Source organism: Leisingera daeponensis DSM 23529, from assembly GCF_000473145.1.
GTDB classification, from domain to species: domain Bacteria; phylum Pseudomonadota; class Alphaproteobacteria; order Rhodobacterales; family Rhodobacteraceae; genus Leisingera; species Leisingera daeponensis.
The window spans coordinates 1,372,042-1,389,810 of sequence record NZ_KI421500.1; the positions used below are offsets into that span (position 1 = coordinate 1,372,042).

The window sequence follows — 17,769 nt, forward strand, 5'->3', positions numbered from 1 at the left end:
GAGCAGGGTTCGCCCGGAACATTCCGATGATCTACTCTTCAGCAGGACACGGAAACCGCGCTCGTATCAGAACAAAGATTGGACTCTCATGACGCAAGATATCTTCGGCCAAGACAACAGCCTGACCGATGCAACTGCACAGCAGAACTGGAATGCCGTGCAGATGGGAGTTCTGTCCCACGCCGCCGCAACCGCGGATCACCTGGGCGCGGTGCTGAAGGCCGCGCCGGAGTTTGCCCTGGCCCATGCGATCAAGGGGTTGTCGCTCTTGATGCTGGGGCGTTCGGAACTCGTGCCCACAGCGCACGAGGCACTGCGCGATGCCAAGGCCTGTTACGAGGGCGCCCTGCCGCGCGAACGCAAATACGTGGATGCACTGGAAAACTGGCTGGCGGGCCGCCCCAGCCTGGCGACCCAGCGGATGGAGGAGGTGCTGGGCGTCTGCCCTGAGGACACCCTGGCGATGAAGCTCAGCCACGGCATCCGCTTTATCATGGGCGACCCGGCGGGAATGCGCGCCTCGGTCGAGCGGGTGCTGCCGGCCTATGCCCCGGACCATGCCGGGCGCGGCTACCTCCTGGGCTGCCATTCCTTTGCGCTGGAAGAGACCGGCGAATATGAGCGCGCCGCCAATGCCGGCCGGCAGGCGCTGTGGATGGCACCGGATGATGCCTGGGGCCTGCACTCTGTCGCCCACGTGCATGACATGACCGGCAACGCAAAGGCGGGCCTCGACTGGCTGCACGGCCGCGAGGAGGCCTGGGCGCATTGCAACAACTTCCGCTATCACGTCTGGTGGCACAAGGCGCTGATGCACCTCGATCTGGGCCAGATGGAGGAGGCGATCACGCTCTATGACACCGAGGTGCGCAAGGACAAGACCGACGATTACCGCGACATCTCCAACGCCACCTCGCTGCTGATGCGGCTGGAGCTGGAAGGCGTTGACGTGGGCGGCCGCTGGGACGAGCTGGCGAATCTCTGCGCCGCCCGCACCGAGGACGGCAGCCTGATTTTTGCCGATCTGCACTACCTGCTGGCGCTGACCGGGCACCGCAAGGAGGACGCCCACCGGCTGGTGCAGCGGATTCACGCCGATGCGGAACGGGGCGGCAGCGAGGCGCGCGCGCGGATGGCGGACCCCGGCTGCGCCGCCGCGGACGGGCTGGAAGCCTTCGGAGACGGTCAATACAAGGCTGCTTTCGCGCATTTGTCCGCGGCCCGCGCCACCCTGCAGCTGGCCGGCGGCAGCCATGCGCAACGCGATGTTTTTGAACGCATAACTATAGACGCAGGAATCCGCTCAGGCCAGCTTGACGAAGTCGAAACAATCCTTGATGACCGCCGCGCCAGGCGAGGCGGCGCAGAGGACAACTACGCCCTGGCCCGCCGCACCCTGATTTCCGAGGCCCGGAACCCATCCGGTGCCAAAAGCGTACCTGCCGAGTAAGACCTTCAAGGACCAGAAACCTCAGATGTCCAGCGTTGCGCCCTTTCCCGGGCCTCAGAAAGATCCTGCTGCCGCCAACCGCGCGGTGCCCCCGCCGCAAACGGCGCAGACGCGGCTGCGCGATCCCCGGCTTGATTTCTACCGCGGCATCGCAATGTTCATCATTCTGGTGGCGCATATCCCCGGCAACCGCTGGGCCGGCTGGATTCCGGGGCGGTTCGGCTTTACCGACGCAACCGAAATCTTTGTCTTCTGCTCCGGCATGGCGTCCGCAATTGCCTTCGGCAGCTCCTTCGCCCGCCAGGGCTGGTGGCTCGGCACCGCCCGGGTCGTCTTCCGCTGCTGGCAGGTCTATTGGGCCCATATCGGGCTGTTCTTCTTCCTCACCGCCTCCATGGCGGCGCTCGATCTCTATGGCGGCTTCGACAAGAGCTATATCGGCTCCCTGAACCTGCACTGGTTCTTCACCAACACCGTTCAGCAGCTGGTCGGGGTGATGACCCTGACCTACGTGCCGAACTACTTCGACGTGCTGCCGATGTACCTCGGCGTGCTGGTCCTGCTGCCGCTGATGATGGGGCTGGAAAAAGCTGGGGTCTGGGCGGTGATCGCCGCCAGCGTCCTGATCTGGCTCAGCGCGAACCCCTATATGATCGGCCTCGGCCCCAATGGCATCTCCTTCCCGGCGGAACCCTGGTCGGAGCGGGAGTGGTTCTTCAACCCGCTCGGCTGGCAGCTGCTGTTCTTCACCGGCTTTGCCTTCATGAAGGGCTGGCTGCCCGCGCCGCCGGTCTCCAAGGCGCTGGTGATCCTGGCCGCAGCCTTTGTGATTCTGTCCGCACCGTTCGGGTCCTGGAAGGTCTTCCTCTGGGTGGAAGCGGCGAACAAGGATCTGGCCGCCCTGATCCGCCCGACCTGGGAAATCACCGCGGAATGGCGCGAAAAAACCGATTTCGGCCTGCTCCGCTATGCCCACTTCCTGTCGCTGGCTTACCTCGGCTGGGTGGCCGCCGGTGAAGGCGGCAAGCGGCTCATTGCCTCCGGCCATTCCCTGGCGGCGCGCACCTGGGCGGTATTGCTGAAACTGATCACCAAGGTCGGCCAGCAATCGCTTGCCGTGTTTGTTTTTTCGATGGCGCTGGCCCGTTTCATCGGCTTTGCGCTTGACCAGACCGACCGCGCGGTTATGACCACGGCATTCGCCAACCTGGTCGGCTTTTTCCTAATCATACTCTGCGCTTACACCGCAGCCTGGTTCAAGTCACAACCTTGGAGAGCCAAGAAATGAGCTCTTTTTCCCGCCGCTCCTTCCTCGCAGCCGCGCTTGGCAGCACCGCTCTGTCCGCCCTGCCGGGGCTGGCGAGCGACCCCGAACCCTTCAGCCGCGATGTGGTGGTGGCCAAGGCCCGCGCGCTCGCCGAGGAGGCCTACGCCGAACGCCCCACCGTGCCGCAGGATTGGCTGGATCAGTCCTATGACGACTACAAGACCCGCTGGTTCCGCACAAAAGACGCGCTGTGGTCCCGGACGGATCGCAGCTACAACGTCGATTTCTTCCTGCCGGGCCTCTATTTCCCGCGCGCCATCCAGATCAACACGGTGACTGACGGGCTGTCCAGCCGGGTGCCCTTCGACCTGTCGCTGTTCGACAAATCCGACAAGGCCCCCGAACTGACCACCGAGGGCGACCTCGGCTATTCCGGCCTGCGGCTGCGCACCGAACTGTCCGAACCCGGCAAGAAGACCGAGTTCTGCGTCTTTCAGGGCGCCAGCTACTTCCGCGCGATCGGCATCGGCAACGCCTACGGCCAATCCGCGCGCGGTCTGGCCCTGAAAACCGCCGACCCCGAGGGGGAGGAGTTTCCGGAGTTCATCGAATTCTGGCTGGAGGCCCCTGCCCCGGGCCAGCACCACATGGTGGTGCATGCGCTGATGGATTCGCCCTCCGTCACCGGCGCCTACCGCTTCACCATCACCCCCGGCAGCAGCACGGTGATGGATGTCGAGGCGACGCTCTTTGCCCGCGAAGAACTGAGCCACGCAGGCCTGGCGCCGCTCACCTCCATGTTCCTGTTCGACGCCAAGAACCGCCACGACTTCGACGACTTCCGCCCGGCGGTGCATGACACGGACGGGCTGCTGGTGCAGAACGGCAATGGCGAGACCCTGTGGCGGCCGCTGTCCAACCCGAAACGCCTGCAGATTTCTTCTTTCGTCGACGAGAATCCGCGCGGCTTCGGCCTGATGCAGCGCGCCCGCAAGCTGTCAGACTTCAACGACCTCGAAGCCTTCTATCACAAGCGTCCCTGCCTTTGGGTCGAACCCCAGGAGGACTGGGGCAAGGGGGCCGTCACGCTGGTGGAAATTCCGGCGGACAAGGAAATCTACGACAACATCGTGGCCTACTGGCGCCCGCGTGAACCCTACGCCGCCGGAAGCGAGGTCAATCTCACCTACCGGCTCACCTGGGGCAGCGAACCGGCGCTGCCGCTGCCGCGGGCGCTGTCCACCGCCGAGGGCGCGCGGATCTTCGGCGGCCCGGGCCGGATCATCACCATCGACTTTGAGTCGCACCCGCTGCTCGATGGCGATCCGGAGGCCCTTGACGTCTACATCCACTCTCCCCATGTCGCGACCAGCGAAGGCGTGCTGCAGCGCAACCCGGAAACCGGCGGACTGCGGCTGGCCTTCAACTTTGATCCTGGCGATCAGGATCACATCGAACTTCGCGCCCAGCTCAGGAAAGACGGCAGCCCCGCTTCCGAGGTCTGGCTTTACAGGTGGACCGCATGACTGCAAGTGATCTGATGCCTCCGGAACAGCCCCTGGCGATGCCGGAGCAGGACTTCAGCAAGGACTTCCGCGACGCCGCCGCCCCCGGCGATGCCGCGCCGCGCCAGGTGGCGCTGTGGCGGCTGCTGGCGTTCTCGCCCGCAATGGCAGCCACCGGCGTTCTGACCTGGGTGATGCAGGGCTGGTTCGCCGACGGCGGTTTTTCGGTGCTGGAGATGATTCTGCTGGCGCTGATCGCCTTCAACTTCTTCTGGATCGCCTTCACCGTCTCCACGGTGCTGCTGGGCCTCTATGGCCTGTCCCGCCGCGAGCGCACCGCCGCCCGCGGCGCCGCCCGCCCGATGAAGGTCGCGCTGCTGATGCCGGTCTACAACGAGGTGCCTTGGTATGTGCTGGGCAACGCCCAGACCATGCTGCAGGAACTGCACGGCCGCGGCGGCCTGCATGAATACGCGATGTTCATCCTCTCGGACACCCGCGACGACGCGATTGCCGAACAGGAGCGCGCCAGCGTCGAGGCGCTGCGCACCATGCTGCCGGAAGGCACCGAACTCTACTACCGCCGCCGCGCCGACAACGAGGGCCGCAAGGTCGGCAATATCTCCGACTGGGTGCGCCGCTGGGGCGCGGGCTACGAGGCGATGCTGGTGCTGGACGCCGACAGCCTGATGACCGGCCGCGCCATTGCCCGGCTGGCCGACGCGCTGGCCCGCGACCCGGGCGCCGGCCTGATCCAGAGCTATCCGCAGCTCATCGGCGCACAATCGGTCTTTGGCCGCATGCAGCAGTTCGCGAACGGCGTCTACGGCCTCGCCCTGGCCGAGGGCCTGGCCCGCTGGGCCGGGCACGAGGGCAACTACTGGGGCCATAACGCGATCATCCGCACCCGCGCCTTTGCCGCCTGCGCGGGCCTGCCGCTGCTGCGCTCACGCTTTGGCGGCGGCGACAAGCTGATCATGAGCCATGATTTCGTCGAGGCAGGCCTGTTGCGCCGGGCCGGCTGGTCCGTGCGCTTCCTGCCCCGCATCCGCGGGTCGTATGAGGAAACCCCCGCCACCCTGATCGACCACATCCTGCGCGACCGCCGCTGGTGCCAGGGCAACCTGCAGCATCTCAACCTGCTGCACGCCAAGGGCTTCCGCGCGATCTCCCGCTTCCACCTGTTTGCGGGCGCCATCGGCTATCTGATGGCACCGGTTTGGTTTGCGCTGCTGGTCCTTTGGGCCGTCATCGGCCGCAGCGAGGAAGCCTCAGTGATCAGCTACTTCAGCGAGGCCAACCCCTTCCGCCCCAACTGGCCCGACATGTCCGAGCCTAAGCACGTGCTGGTGATCATCCTGATCTACGCCATGCTGCTGGCCCCCAAGCTGCTGGCCGCGGCAGCGCTGCCGCTCACTGGCAGCCGGTTTTCCGAATACGGCGGCCCGGTGCATTTCGCGCTGTCCTTCCTGTCCGAGGTGGTTCTGGCCATTCTCTATGCGCCGATCCTGATGGTGCAGCAGATGATCGCGGTGTTCCGCACCGCCCTTGGCCTGCAGCGCGGCTGGGCGCCCCAAGCGCGCGACGGCGGCAGCTACTCCCTGCGCACGCTGATCACCTGCCACGCGCTGGAAACCGTCAGCGGCGTCGCGCTCTGGGCCGGGATCCTGACCGGCACCGTGTCGCTGTGGCTGGCGCCGATCGCGCTGTCGCTGGTGCTGGCGGTGCCGCTGTCGGCGCTGTCGGGCGTCAAGACGGTGAACCGCATCCGCCACTGGATGGCCACGCGGGAGGAGTTCACCGAACCCCAGATCACCCGCGCCGCCCGTGCCGCCCGCGCCGAGCTGAAGGCGCTGCTGGACGGCAGCACCGTCCGCGGCACCCCGGCAGAGTAAGCCCGCGGCCAAGCGGCTCCCGCGCCCGCAGGGTGCCCCGGCTGCGCCGGGACACCCTTGGCAGCCTTGGGCCCGGCACCGCGCTGATGCGCGGTGCGGCCTGCGACCCTCGCCAGGGCGGATCTGGACCCCGCCCCCGCATCAGCAGACCTGCCGCCGCCAGGGCGTCAGCGCGCGCGCCTTCAGGGCTGCTGTCATCCTTGCCACCGCGCCACCGGCAGGTTGCCCGCGATCCAGCCCGGCCCCGCGGCAGAGCCCAGCATACCTTCGGGCACATCGATCACATTCGTGAAACCCGCCTCTGCCAGCGCCAGCGTCAGCCGCGCCGAACGCACCCCGCGGGCGCAAATCAGCGCCACCGGCACCGTGCGGTCCGGCCCCGCCACCGCCTGCAGGGCCGCGATGAAATCCGCGCGCCGCATGTCGATCTGATGGCTGCCCGCCGGCACCCCCGACGCGCGCCATTCCTGCGGGGTGCGGATATCCACCAGGATGATGCCGCCGTCCCGGGCCGCCGCAAACGCCTCTGCCGCCGTCAGCCGCGGCTGATCATGCGCGGGCGGCTGGCGGCGGTGCCACCAGTAGCCAAAGCCGCCGGCCGCCGCGGCCCCGCCCAGCAGCATCAGCCGCCGCGTCAGGTTTGGTTTGTCCGCCTCTGTACCGGGCATCTCGCCTCCGCTGTTGGGTTTGCCACCGCTGAACTGCACTCCTGCCCCAGATTTAGCAGCTTGGCAGCCGCCAATCACCAGAAATGGCCAGCTTAGGCCAGTCAAGTTCTTGTTATTGCGCGCAAGCCGCCCAAATATAGGCGCAACAATCGTACCAATTCTGCCCCGGAGCTGCGGCATTCTTACAGTATCCGGGGCGGCGGGGGTGGTTCTGTGCTGAAAAATTGCTTAGCACTGGACTAAAAAAATATCGACGCGCCAACCCGACAGGAGACCTGCACGTGTCCCTATTCCTGATTGCGGCCCTGCCCTTTCTCGGAGCCGTCTTTCCAGCGCTGTTAATCCGCGCCGGACGCAATGCCGCTGCTTCGGCCGCCGGGCTGACCACGTTCCTCGCCTTTACCGGGCTGATGCTGCATATCCCCGCCATCTTCCGCGGCGAGACGGTCTTTGCCGCCGTGGACTGGCTGCCCGCCCTTGGCCTCAACGCCCATTTCTTCCTCGACGGGCTGGGATTCCTGTTTGCGGCGATGATCCTTGGCATCGGCCTCCTGATCATCCTCTACGCCCGTTTCTACCTGTCGCGCGAAGACCCGATGGGCCAGTTCTACAGCTACCTGCTGCTGTTCCAGGGCGCTATGGTTGGCATCGTTCTGTCCGACAACATCCTGCTTCTGCTGGTATTCTGGGAGCTTACCTCGCTCAGCTCCTTCCTGCTGATCGGCTATTGGAAGCACCTGCCAGAAGGCCGCCAGGGCGCCCGCATGGCGCTGGCCGTGACCGGCTCCGGCGGGCTGGCGATGATCGCGGGGATGCTGCTGCTGGGCCATATCGCAGGGTCCTATGACCTCAGCGTGATCCTGCAAAACAAGGAGGCTATTCAGGCCTCGCCCCTGTATCTGCCCGCGCTGATCCTGATCCTGATCGGAGCCTTCACCAAATCGGCGCAGTTCCCCTTCCACTTCTGGCTGCCGCACGCGATGGCAGCGCCGACGCCGGTGTCGGCCTATCTGCACTCCGCCACCATGGTGAAGGCCGGCCTGTTCCTGATGGCCCGCCTCTGGCCGGTTCTGGCCGGCACGCCTGAATGGTTCTACATCGTTGCCACCACCGGCCTTGTCACCATGCTGCTGGGCGCTGTGATTGCGCTGTTCAAGGACGACCTCAAGGCGCTCTTGGCGTTTTCCACCGTCAGCCACCTCGGCCTCATCACCATGCTCCTGGGGTTCGGGACCAAATTCGCCGCGGTGGCGGCTGTCTTTCACATCATCAACCACGCGACCTTCAAGGCGGCGCTGTTCATGACCGCGGGCATTGTCGACCATGAGGCAGGCACCCGCGATATCAAACGGCTCGGCGGGTTGCGCCACCTGATGCCCGTCACCTTCACCATCGGCACGGTGGCGGCGCTGTCGATGGCGGGCGTCCCCCCGCTGAACGGCTTCCTGTCCAAGGAGATGATGCTGGAGGAGGCCTCGCACACCCTCTGGAACGGCTCGCACCTGATCGTGCCCGCGCTGGTGACCGCGGCGGCTGTGTTCTCGGCGGCCTATTCCTTCCGCTTCATCGCCCATGTCTTCCTTGGACCCAAGCGCGAGGATTACCCCGGCCACCCGCATGACCCCAACACCGGCATGTGGGTAGGCCCTGCCTTCCTGGTGCTGCTGGTGGTGCTGATCGGCCTTGCCTCTGCCAAGATCGCTGGCCCGATGGTGGCCACCGCCGCCAGCGCGGTGATCGGCGGAGAGAAACTGCCCTATTACTCGCTCAAGCTGTGGCACGGGCTGACCCCGGCGCTTTATATGTCGATCGCTGCGGTGATCGGCGGTGCGGTGCTGCTGGCGCTGCACAAGCCGCTGGCCCGCGCCTGGGACGCGGCCCCGCGGCCCGAGGCCAAGGTGATCTTCGAGGGCCTTATCGGCGCCTTCACCCGCCTCAGCCAGGCAGTGACCGGCGGCCTGCACAACGGCGCCCTCACCCGGTATTCCGCGGTGATGGTCGCCTTCACCGTGGTGATCGCCTACCTGGCCTATCGCGGCGGCACCCTGGGCGCGCCGACGCGCGCCTTGCAACAGCCCGGCCTGCTGCCCGTGACCGGCTGGTTCGCTCTGGTGGTGGCCACGCTGTTCATCGTGGTGAAGCACCGCAACCGGCTGCTGGCGCTGGTGCTGATCGGCGTGGTGGGCCTGGTGGTGTCGATGTCGTTCAACTACCTCTCAGCACCGGACCTGGCGCTGACCCAGATCTCGGTCGAGGTGGTGACCATCATCCTGATGCTGCTGGCACTGAACTTCATGCCCAAGGAAACCCCGGCCGAAACCCCGGTGCTGACCCGTGTGCGCGACGGCGCGATTTCGGTGGTCGCGGGGCTTGGCGCGGGCGGGCTGATCTATGCGCTCCTGATGCGCGACTTTGCCTTCCCGACGATATCGGACTTCCATCTCGCCAACTCCTACAAGGGCGGCGGCGGCACCAACGTGGTGAACGTGATCCTGGTCGACTTCCGCGGTTATGACACCTTTGGCGAGATCATCGTGCTGGGGATCGCCGCCATGGTGATCTTTGCCCTGACCGAGGCGGTGCTGGGCTCCCGCGTGCGCGCCTACCTTCTGAACCGCGAGCCGGATTCGCCGCGGGCGGGCGACAGCCACCCGCTGATGATGGTGGTGGCAACCCGGGTGATGATGCCGCTGGCGCTGATGGTGGCCGCCTATATCTTCTTCCGCGGCCACAACCTGCCGGGCGGCGGCTTCATCGCGGGGCTGGTCGCGGCAATTGCGATCATCATGCAATACATGGCCTCGGGCTTTGCGTGGGCGACCGAGCGGCAGCGCTACCCCTACCACGCCATCATCGGCTCCGGCGTGCTGATCGCCGCCGCCACCGGCATGGGCGCCTGGTTCAACGGGATGCCGTTCCTGACCAGCGCCTTCGGCTACATCCACTGGCCGCCGCTGGAGGAGTTCGAATGGGCCACCGCCGCGCTCTTTGACCTTGGCGTCTTCCTGGCGGTGGTCGGCGCGGTGCTCTTGGCGCTGGAAAGCCTGTCGCGCTTTGCCTGGCAGCCGGGCATCAGCTCTGAACACGCGATGGACATCAACCCGGCCCGCGAGGACGCGGCCAAGACCGGGACGGAGGGATAAGCATGGAACTTCTCGTCGCCTCGGCCGTGGGCATCCTGACTGCGGCCGGCATCTATCTGATCCTGCGCCGCCGCAGCTTCCCGGTGATCCTCGGCCTGTCGCTGATCACCTATGCGGTGAACGTCTTCCTGTTTGCCTCCGGGCGGCTGATGACCGCCGCCCCCCCGATCCTCAACAAATACGAGGAGGTCGCCTATACCGATCCGCTGCCGCAGGCGCTGGTGCTGACCGCCATCGTGATCTCCTTCGGCATGACCGCGGTGGTGGTGATGATCGCGCTGGGGGCCTTCCTGTCCTCGCGCGATGACCGCACCGCTCTGCCCGCTGAGGCAGAAGGCGCAGGAGAGGACGCATGATGCAGCACCTTCTGATCGCGCCGGTGGTGCTGCCTGCCCTGGTTGCGCCGTTCATCATCATGGTGCTGCGCCACCACCTGGACCTGCAGCGGATTTTCTCGGTCGCCAGTGCGGTGCTGCTGGCCGGCGTGACCCTGGCCCTGGCCGCCCAGGCGGCGGACGGAACCGTCAAGGTCTATGAACTCGGCGACTGGCCCGCGCCATTCGGCATCGTGCTGGTGCTGGACCGGCTGTCGGGCATGATGATCGTGCTCACCTCGCTCTTGGCGCTGCCGGTGCTGCTTTACGCCATCGGGTCGGGCTGGGACACCCGCGGCAGCAACTTCCACGCGCTGTTCCAGTTCCAGCTGATGGGCATCATGGGCGCCTTCCTGACCGGCGACGCCTTCAACCTTTTCGTTTTCTTCGAGGTGCTGCTGATCGCCTCCTACGGGCTGATGATCCACTCCGGCGGCACCCGCCGGTTTCAGGCCGGCGTCCAGTACGTGGTGTTCAACCTTCTTGGCTCCACTTTGTTCCTGTTCGCGCTTGGCACGCTTTATGCGGTGACCGGCACGCTGAACATGGCCGACCTCGCCGTGAAGGTCGCGCAGATCCCGGCGGAGGATACCGCCCTGCTGCGGGCGGGCGCGGTGATGCTGTTGCTGGTCTTTGCCATCAAGGCGGCGCTGCTGCCGCTGCATTTCTGGCTGCCCTCGGCCTATGCCAACGCGCCGATGCCGGTGGCGGCGCTGTTTGCCATCATGACCAAGGTCGGCGCCTATTCGATCCTGCGCATGTACACGCTGGTGTTCGGCCCCGAGGTCGAGGCCACCGCCGGGCTGACCGAATACTGGCTGCTGCCCGCCGCGCTGCTGACGCTGATTGCCGGCGCGGTCGGTGTGCTGGGATCCAACAAGATCGGCCGCCTGGCCGCCTTTGGCGCCATTGCCTCGATGGGCACGCTGCTGATCGCGGTGTCGCTGTTCACCCAGACCGCCACCGCCGCCGCGCTCTACTACCTGGTGCATTCCACCCTGGCCGCGGCGCTGCTGTTCCTGGTCGCCGACCTGGTGATGGAGCGGCAGGGCGGCTGGATCATGCCGCAGCTGCCGATGCCGCAGACCGGGCTGATCTCGGCGCTTTTCTTTGCTGCCGCCATCGCGCTGGCGGGGATGCCGCCGCTGTCGGGATTCCTGGGCAAGCTGCTGGTGCTGGATGCCACCCGCGGCTCTGAGCTTGCCACCTGGATCTGGGCGGTGATCCTGACCGGCTCGCTGATCACCATCATCGGCATGGCGCGCGCAGGCTCGCTGCTGTTCTGGAAGGGCCACGGCCTGCCGAAGGAGAACACCGGCACCAGCGCCGAACCGCCGCAGGAGTCCCTTGCAGCCCGGCCCGCGCATCTGCCGTTTGTGGCCTGCTTCGGGCTGCTGGCGGGGCTGGTGGCGCTCACAGTGTTTGCGGGACCTGCCACCCGCTATGCCGAGGCAACCGCAGCGCAGCTCTTTGCGCCTGAGGCCTATATCGGTACCGTGCTTGGGGAGGAGGCGAAATGAAACTGTTCCAGCGGCTGCTGCCGCACCCCTATCTCACGCTGCTGCTGACCCTCACCTGGCTGCTGCTGGTCAACGGTTGGTCGCTGAACTCGCTGCTCTTCGGCTTCATGCTGGGGGTTCTGATCCCGTTTTTCACCCAGCCCTACTGGCCCAACCGGCCGCGGCTCAGCAAACCGCTGAAGATCGCGGAATACATCCTTGTCGTGCTGATGGACATCGTGCAGGCCAATATCATCGTCGCCCGCATCGTTCTGTTCAAACCCAATGCCGACCGCCGCCCCAACTGGATCACCATCCCGCTGGACCTGAAAACGCCCGAGGCGATCACCGCCCTGGCCGGCACCATCACCATGACGCCGGGCACCCTGTCGGCGGATATCTCGGACGCGGGCCACGCCCTGCTGGTTCACTGCCTGGACGCGCCCGACCCGGACGCGGTGCGCGACGAGATCAAACAGCGCTATGAGCGCCGGCTGATGGAGATCTTCGAATGATCGAAAACGCTGCCTACTTCGCCTTTGCCTGCTTCGCCCTGGCGATGCTGATGAACCTGTGGAAGATCGTCACCGCCCCGGATATCGCCGACCGCATCCTGGCGCTCGATACCATGTTCATCAACGCCATCGCCCTGATGGTCCTCTACGGCCTCGCGCTGGGGACCGAGATGTTCTTTGAGGCCGCGATGATCATCGCCATGCTCGGCTTTGTCTCCACCGTGGCCTATGCGCGCTTCATCCTGCGCGGCAACATCATCGAGTGAGGGGACAAGATGGCAAGCCTGTTTGAATTCCTTGTTGCCGCGTTTCTGGTGATGGCCGGGATCTTCGGCATTGTCGGCTCCTACGGGCTGATCAAGCTCAACGACCCGATGTCGCGGCTGCACGCGCCGACCAAGGCCACCACCCTGGGGGTCGGCGGCGTGCTGCTGGCCTCGCTCCTGCATGCGGCGGTGTTCGAAGAACATGTCTCGATCCATGAGCTGATGATCACCCTGTTCCTGTTCCTGACCGCGCCGATCACCGCGAATTTCATTGCCAAGGTGCATATTCACCGGCAAGAAACCCGCGAAACCATGCCCCCGGCGGGCGAGGATGACCATTGGGCCACCCATGACAAGCCGGAGGACGAGGAACGCAGAAGCGCAGGCCGCCCGGACGCCGCGCAATAAGCGCAGGCCCCAGCCGGAAACCGGCCCGCTGCAAAGACAGGACAGCATATGGACTCCTCCCGATTGCCGCTCACCCGCGATCTGGTGCTGATCGGCGGCGGCCACACCCACGCGCTGGTGCTGCGCAAATGGGGCATGCGCCCCCTGCCCGGCGCCCGGCTGACGGTCATCAACCCCGGACCTTCCGCGCCCTATTCCGGGATGCTGCCCGGTTTCGTCGCAGGCCATTACGCGCGCGAAGAGCTGGACATCGACCTGGTGCGCCTCGCCCGCTTCGCCGGTGCCCGTGTGGTGCTGGGTGCGGCTGAGCATATCGACACCGCTGCCCAGCGGGTGCATGTGCCGGGCCGCCCGCCGGTTGCCTATGACGTGGCCTCGGTCGACATCGGCATCACCTCCGCCATGCCGGACCTGCCGGGCTTTGCCGAACACGGCATCCCGGCCAAGCCGCTCGGCCGGTTCGCCGCGCAGTGGGCCGCCTTCCGCGATGGCAGCGGCCCCGCCCATGCCGCCGTGATCGGCGGCGGGGGCGCCGGAGCAGAGCTGATCCTGGCCATGGCCTATGCCCTCAAATCCCGCGGCCGCCTGTCTCAGGCGACGCTGATCGACAGCGATCAGGCCTTGCGCGCGATCGGAGAGACCGCCCGCCGCAAGCTCCTGCGCGCCCTGGTCGAACACGGCGTCCGGCTGGAGGAAAACGCGCCGGTCGAGCGGGTCGAAGACGGCTATCTCGTCCTGCAGGACGGGCGCGAGGTGCTGTCGGACTTCACCACCGGCGCCGCCGGCGCCCGCCCCTACGGTTGGCTCGCGGACAGCGGGCTTGACCTGCAGGACGGCTTCATCCGGGTCAGTGAAACCCTGCAAAGCTCCGTGCCGAATGTCTTTGCCGCGGGCGACTGCGCCCATATGGATTTTGCCCCGCGCCCCAAGGCCGGCGTCTATGCGGTGCGCCAGGCGCCTGTGCTCGCCCACAATCTGCGCAGCACCCTGACCGGCGATCCGCTGCGCAAATACCGCCCGCAGAAGGACTACCTGAAACTGATCTCCATGGGCGCCAAGGAAGCCCTGGGGGAGCGCTTCGGCACGACGCTGGCGGGGCCGGTGATGTGGAGCTGGAAGGACCGCATCGACCAGGCCTTCATGGAGAAATTCCGCGACCTGCCCGCGATGGACCCGCCACCGCTGCCCGCCGAACACACGATCGGCATGGAGGAGGCGCTGGGCGACAAGCCCCTGTGCGGCGGCTGCGGCGCCAAGGTCGGGCGCGGCGCGCTGCTCGGCACGCTCGCGGGGCTTGGCACGGCGGAGCGCGCGGACATCACGCCGCTGCCCGGCGACGACGCCGCCCTGCTGACCACCGGCGGCGCGCAACAAGTGATCAGCACCGACCACCTGCGCAGCTTCACCAACGACCCGGTGATGATGGCCCGCATCGCCGCCGTGCACGCGCTGGGGGACATCTGGGCAATGGGCGCAGAGCCGCAGGCGGCCACCGCCAGCCTGATCCTGCCGCGCATGTCGCCGGAGCTGCAAAGCCGCACCCTGCAGGAAATCATGGCCACCGCCGCCGAAGTCATGCAACAGGCCGGTGCCGCCATCATCGGCGGCCACACCTCGCTCGGGGATGAGCTGACCGTGGGCTTCACCGTCACCGGCCTCTGCCCCCGCCTGCCGATCACCCTTGCCGGCGCCAAACCGGGCGATGCGCTGATCCTGACCAAGCCCCTCGGCTCCGGCGTGCTGATGGCCGCCGAAATGGCAGGCGAAGCCGATGGCGGCAGGGTGGCCGCGGCACTGGATCAGATGAGCCAGCCGCAGGGCGAGGCTGCCCGTATCCTGCAGGACGCCCATGCGATGACCGACGTGACCGGCTTCGGCCTTCTCGGCCACCTGCTCGGCATCTGCGAGGCGTCCCGAACGGGCGCGGAGGTGTTCACTGGCCATGTGCCCCTGATGCAAGGCGCCGCGGATCTGGCAGACCGCGGCGTCCGCTCCTCGCTGCTGGCCGCGAACCAAGCGGCGCTGCCGGAGCTGAAAACCACCGGCTGGCAGGATCTGCTGTTTGACCCGCAAACCGCGGGCGGTCTCTTGGCAGCGGTGGCCGCAGATCAGGCCGACGCCCTGCTGAAGCAGCTGCGCGACGCCGGATACCCGGCCGCCCTCATCGGGAAGATCACAGAAGGGGCCGGGGCCATCACTCTCAGCGCCTGACCCGCTGCGCGCCAGCGCAGCGCCGCGCCCAACGGGAGCGGGGCCTCGCAGCGGCCCCGGCGACGGGCGGGAGCCCCCCTGTCAAAGACCGGACATGGCCTCCGCCACCTGCGCGGCAGCGGCATCCAGCCCCGCGTCATCCAGCGTGTCAGCCGCCACCGTGGCAGCGACCTCCGCCCCGATCGCGGTCCGGGATTTGCGGTAGGCGGGATCGTAATGCTCCACCATCAGCGCTTCGGTCAAAGCGGCCTTGTCCCCGGCCTCAATGCTGGCAAACCAGCCGTCCACCACCGCGCCGGAGCGGTGGGCGCGCAGCGGCCCCAGCTTTTCGCGCAGCCGCTCCGCGTCTGACAGGATGTCGTCGTAGGCCTCAACCAGATAGCGGCAGCGCGCCGCCACCGGCACCTGCAGTTCGATCCTGGGGGCCTGCTTCATCGCATCCCAGACCGCGGGCGGAATGATCCGCTGGCCGATCTTGCTCGACTCCGCCTCCACCAGCACCGGCCGGGCCGGGTCCAGTTTCATCAGAGCGCCCGCCACAGCGGACTCGAACCCCTTCTGCGAGGGCTGCGGCGTGGGCATATCGCCCAGCAGGGAGCCGCGGTGATTGGCCAGCCCCTCCAGGTCCAGCACCTGCACGCCCAAGCCGCCGGCGCGTTTCAGCACCTCGGTCTTGGCCGATCCGGTATAGCCGTCCAGCGCCACCAAGCGGTGCGGCAGCGCGGTCTGGTAGAGCGCCGCATTCACCAGCCGGCGGTAGCTCTGATAGCCGCCCTGCACCACCTCGGCGCGCCAGCCGATCTGCTGCAGCATCCAGGTGAACGACCCCGACCGCTGGCCGCCGCGCCAGCAATAGACCAGCGGTTTCCAGCTGCCCTCATGGTGGCTCAGGCTCTGCTCGATGTGGCTGGCGGCATTGCGGAACACCATCGCCGCCCCCAGCTTGCGCGCCTTGAAGGGGCTCTCTTGCACGTAGATGGTGCCGACCTCAGCCCGTTCCTCGTTGTCCAGCACCGGCAGGCTGATCGCGCCCGGCACATGGTCCTCGGCGTATTCCGCCGGGCTGCGCACGTCGATCACGGTGTCGAACCCGTGGGCATAGAACTCTTGCAGGGATGTGAATGTCAGCGCCATGGCCCATGCCTACCGCGGCCCATGCGCAAGGAAAAGCCGCAAACGGCCGGCCTGCGGCAATAATACTTGCGCGCACTGCGCACGGGGCAGTAAGGCAAACCGGAGCGAACAGACCGGCCCGGGCAGAAGCCCCGGCGCTGCCACAGCGGCAAGGACCAGGACCGATGGACACCGACCCTTTGGACATTCACGCGCTGCCCGGCCACCTGATCCGGCGGCTGCACCAGATCTCCGTCGCCCAGTTCATGGAGCGGATGGCGGCCGAAGGCATCGACCTCACCCCCGTGCAGTTCTCCGCCATGGCCGCCATCCGCCGCCATCCGGGCATCGATCAGGCCTCTGTCGCGGGTCTGATCGCCTATGACCGCGCAACGCTGGGCAAGGTGGTGGACCGGCTGGTGGACAAGGGATTGGTGGCACGCCGGGTGTCCGCTGCCGACCGCCGCGCCCGCGAGGTCAGCCTGACCCGCGACGGCGAGGCGCTGCTGGAGCGGATCCTGCCGGTCGTCCGGGCCGCCCAGCCCGCGATCTTCACCGGCCTCACCGCGGCGGAGCAGGAAACCTTCGTGGCCCTGCTGCGCAAGGCAACACTCGCCGCCAATGAGCTGAGCCGGGCACCGCAGCGCGACCTGCCCAGCAGCCAGGCCGCCGAATAAGCGCTCAGATCAGGCGGCCGCGCGGGGTATCGCCCGGCTCAAACGGCTCGATCAGCTCCGGCCCCTCAGCCCGGTTGGAGTTCACCGCCGGATCGGCCCGGTGATAGACCAGCACGCCCTCCGCCCCCGGCTGCATCAGCGTTGCGGCGCCATGGCCCTCCTCGCCCAGCCATTTCCCCCAGTCCTGCGGCTCCAGGATCAGCGGCATCCGGTGGTGGATCGCCGACATCCCCTGATTGGCGGCGGTGGTCACGATCGCGCAAGTCTTGACCGGATCGTCCGCGCCCCAGCTTTGCCACACCGCGGCAAAGGCAATCGGCGCACCGTTGCTGCGGTGGATGTACCAGGGCAGCCGGGCGCCGCCCTCCGACTTGGTCCATTCATAGAACCCGCTGGCCGGGATCAGGCACCGCCGCTCACGGGCCGCGGCGGCAAAGGCGGGCTTTTCCGCAATCGTCTCCGCCCGCGCATTGATCAGCAGCGGGCCGGCGGTTTGCGTCTTGTACCAATGCGGCAGGAACCCCCAGCGCATGGCAACCAGCTGCCGCCCGCCCGCGCCCGCCTGCACCACATGCACCGGATTGGTCGGGCAGACATTGAAGTTCGGCACCTTGGGCAGATCATTGGCAGGCTTCGCCGCAAACAGCTGCGCCATTGCATCACTGGGCAGGGTTATGGCAAATCGTCCGCACATGCTGATTTCTAACCCAGGCCGCGGCGCATTTGCAAAGCCTCCCGCGGCCCCGGATTTTCAGCCGCCCGACAGGATGATAGATAG

The 17,769-nt window shown here is 66.9% G+C and carries 15 protein-coding genes; 12 read left to right on the forward strand and 3 right to left on the reverse strand.

Features of this window, described 5'->3' with window-relative positions:
- Nucleotides 1-88: 88 nt before the first annotated feature.
- From DAEP_RS0107030 to mdoH, 4 genes are read left to right on the forward strand one after another with little or no spacing between them, the layout of a single operon-like run.
- Nucleotides 89-1,450, forward strand: a complete 1,362-nt coding sequence (locus DAEP_RS0107030; RefSeq protein ID WP_027244165.1) for a tetratricopeptide repeat protein — start codon at nucleotides 89-91, stop codon at nucleotides 1,448-1,450.
- A 25-nt stretch (nucleotides 1,451-1,475) separates the two neighbouring features.
- Nucleotides 1,476-2,738, forward strand: coding sequence for an OpgC family protein (locus DAEP_RS0107035; RefSeq protein WP_027244166.1), 1,263 nt, complete (start codon nucleotides 1,476-1,478; stop codon nucleotides 2,736-2,738).
- The gene (locus tag DAEP_RS0107040; RefSeq protein ID WP_027244167.1) at nucleotides 2,735-4,243 is read left to right on the forward strand and encodes an OpgD/OpgG family glucan biosynthesis protein; all 1,509 of its coding nucleotides are present in this window, start codon (nucleotides 2,735-2,737) and stop codon (nucleotides 4,241-4,243) included. The genes DAEP_RS0107035 and DAEP_RS0107040 overlap by 4 nt, the downstream gene beginning before the upstream one ends.
- Nucleotides 4,240-6,117: a glucans biosynthesis glucosyltransferase MdoH gene (mdoH, locus tag DAEP_RS0107045; protein ID WP_008553298.1), complete on the forward strand. Its 1,878-nt coding sequence runs from the start codon at nucleotides 4,240-4,242 to the stop codon at nucleotides 6,115-6,117. The genes DAEP_RS0107040 and mdoH overlap by 4 nt, the downstream gene beginning before the upstream one ends.
- Nucleotides 6,118-6,311: 194 nt before the next feature.
- Here the strand turns inward: mdoH and DAEP_RS0107050 are convergent, their stop codons facing one another.
- A complete protein-coding gene (locus DAEP_RS0107050) occupies nucleotides 6,312-6,785 on the reverse strand; it encodes a rhodanese-like domain-containing protein (RefSeq protein ID WP_027244168.1) in 474 nt (157 codons plus the stop codon).
- Between the two features lie 281 nt (nucleotides 6,786-7,066).
- On the opposite strand from DAEP_RS0107050, the gene DAEP_RS0107055 reads away from it, so the two are divergent.
- From DAEP_RS0107055 to selD, 7 genes are read left to right on the forward strand one after another with little or no spacing between them, the layout of a single operon-like run.
- Nucleotides 7,067-9,928, forward strand: coding sequence for a monovalent cation/H+ antiporter subunit A (locus tag DAEP_RS0107055; protein ID WP_008557966.1), 2,862 nt, complete (start codon nucleotides 7,067-7,069; stop codon nucleotides 9,926-9,928).
- Nucleotides 9,929-9,930: 2 nt separating this feature from the next.
- Entirely contained in the window at nucleotides 9,931-10,284 is a 354-nt protein-coding gene (locus tag DAEP_RS0107060; protein WP_027244169.1) for a Na+/H+ antiporter subunit C, read from the forward strand.
- Nucleotides 10,284-11,822, forward strand: a complete 1,539-nt coding sequence (locus tag DAEP_RS0107065; protein ID WP_027244170.1) for a monovalent cation/H+ antiporter subunit D — start codon at nucleotides 10,284-10,286, stop codon at nucleotides 11,820-11,822. Before DAEP_RS0107060 ends, DAEP_RS0107065 begins: the two co-directional genes overlap by 1 nt.
- Nucleotides 11,819-12,316 carry a Na+/H+ antiporter subunit E gene (locus DAEP_RS0107070; protein WP_008556500.1) on the forward strand — a complete coding sequence of 166 codons (498 nt, stop codon included), beginning with the start codon at nucleotides 11,819-11,821 and terminating at the stop codon, nucleotides 12,314-12,316. Before DAEP_RS0107065 ends, DAEP_RS0107070 begins: the two co-directional genes overlap by 4 nt.
- Nucleotides 12,313-12,582, forward strand: coding sequence for a K+/H+ antiporter subunit F (locus DAEP_RS0107075; protein ID WP_008555504.1), 270 nt, complete (start codon nucleotides 12,313-12,315; stop codon nucleotides 12,580-12,582). Before DAEP_RS0107070 ends, DAEP_RS0107075 begins: the two co-directional genes overlap by 4 nt.
- 9 nt (nucleotides 12,583-12,591) lie before the next feature.
- Nucleotides 12,592-12,990 carry a Na+/H+ antiporter subunit G gene (locus DAEP_RS0107080; protein ID WP_027244171.1) on the forward strand — a complete coding sequence of 133 codons (399 nt, stop codon included), beginning with the start codon at nucleotides 12,592-12,594 and terminating at the stop codon, nucleotides 12,988-12,990.
- A gap of 48 nt (nucleotides 12,991-13,038) precedes the next feature.
- Entirely contained in the window at nucleotides 13,039-15,201 is a 2,163-nt protein-coding gene (selD, locus tag DAEP_RS0107085; protein ID WP_027244172.1) for a selenide, water dikinase SelD, read from the forward strand.
- Between the two features lie 81 nt (nucleotides 15,202-15,282).
- On the opposite strand, the gene mnmH is transcribed toward selD, so the two are convergent.
- A complete protein-coding gene (gene mnmH, locus DAEP_RS0107090; RefSeq protein WP_027244173.1) occupies nucleotides 15,283-16,335 on the reverse strand; it encodes a tRNA 2-selenouridine(34) synthase MnmH in 1,053 nt (350 codons plus the stop codon).
- A 164-nt stretch (nucleotides 16,336-16,499) separates the two neighbouring features.
- Here mnmH and DAEP_RS0107095 point away from each other — a divergent pair, with 164 nt between their 5' ends.
- On the forward strand, nucleotides 16,500-16,991 hold the full coding sequence (locus DAEP_RS0107095; protein ID WP_027244174.1) for a MarR family winged helix-turn-helix transcriptional regulator: 492 nt from the start codon (nucleotides 16,500-16,502) through the stop codon (nucleotides 16,989-16,991).
- Nucleotides 16,992-16,995: 4 nt separating this feature from the next.
- Here DAEP_RS0107095 and DAEP_RS0107100 read toward each other — a convergent pair whose 3' ends face one another.
- Nucleotides 16,996-17,685, reverse strand: coding sequence for an SOS response-associated peptidase (locus DAEP_RS0107100; RefSeq protein ID WP_036760499.1), 690 nt, complete (start codon nucleotides 17,683-17,685; stop codon nucleotides 16,996-16,998).
- Nucleotides 17,686-17,769: the final 84 nt, after the last annotated feature.

Coding starts and splice junctions, on each gene's coding strand:
- DAEP_RS0107065 (WP_027244170.1), top strand. CDS start 10,284: ATGCAGCACCTTCTGATCGCGCCGGTGGTGCTGCCTGCCCTGGTTGCG.
- DAEP_RS0107060 (WP_027244169.1), top strand. CDS start 9,931: ATGGAACTTCTCGTCGCCTCGGCCGTGGGCATCCTGACTGCGGCCGGC.
- DAEP_RS0107050 (WP_027244168.1), bottom strand. CDS start 6,785: ATGCCCGGTACAGAGGCGGACAAACCAAACCTGACGCGGCGGCTGATG.
- mnmH (WP_027244173.1), bottom strand. CDS start 16,335: ATGGCGCTGACATTCACATCCCTGCAAGAGTTCTATGCCCACGGGTTC.
- DAEP_RS0107035 (WP_027244166.1), top strand. CDS start 1,476: ATGTCCAGCGTTGCGCCCTTTCCCGGGCCTCAGAAAGATCCTGCTGCC.
- DAEP_RS0107070 (WP_008556500.1), top strand. CDS start 11,819: ATGAAACTGTTCCAGCGGCTGCTGCCGCACCCCTATCTCACGCTGCTG.
- DAEP_RS0107080 (WP_027244171.1), top strand. CDS start 12,592: ATGGCAAGCCTGTTTGAATTCCTTGTTGCCGCGTTTCTGGTGATGGCC.
- DAEP_RS0107040 (WP_027244167.1), top strand. CDS start 2,735: ATGAGCTCTTTTTCCCGCCGCTCCTTCCTCGCAGCCGCGCTTGGCAGC.
- selD (WP_027244172.1), top strand. CDS start 13,039: ATGGACTCCTCCCGATTGCCGCTCACCCGCGATCTGGTGCTGATCGGC.
- DAEP_RS0107100 (WP_036760499.1), bottom strand. CDS start 17,685: ATGTGCGGACGATTTGCCATAACCCTGCCCAGTGATGCAATGGCGCAG.
- DAEP_RS0107095 (WP_027244174.1), top strand. CDS start 16,500: ATGGACACCGACCCTTTGGACATTCACGCGCTGCCCGGCCACCTGATC.
- mdoH (WP_008553298.1), top strand. CDS start 4,240: ATGACTGCAAGTGATCTGATGCCTCCGGAACAGCCCCTGGCGATGCCG.
- DAEP_RS0107075 (WP_008555504.1), top strand. CDS start 12,313: ATGATCGAAAACGCTGCCTACTTCGCCTTTGCCTGCTTCGCCCTGGCG.
- DAEP_RS0107030 (WP_027244165.1), top strand. CDS start 89: ATGACGCAAGATATCTTCGGCCAAGACAACAGCCTGACCGATGCAACT.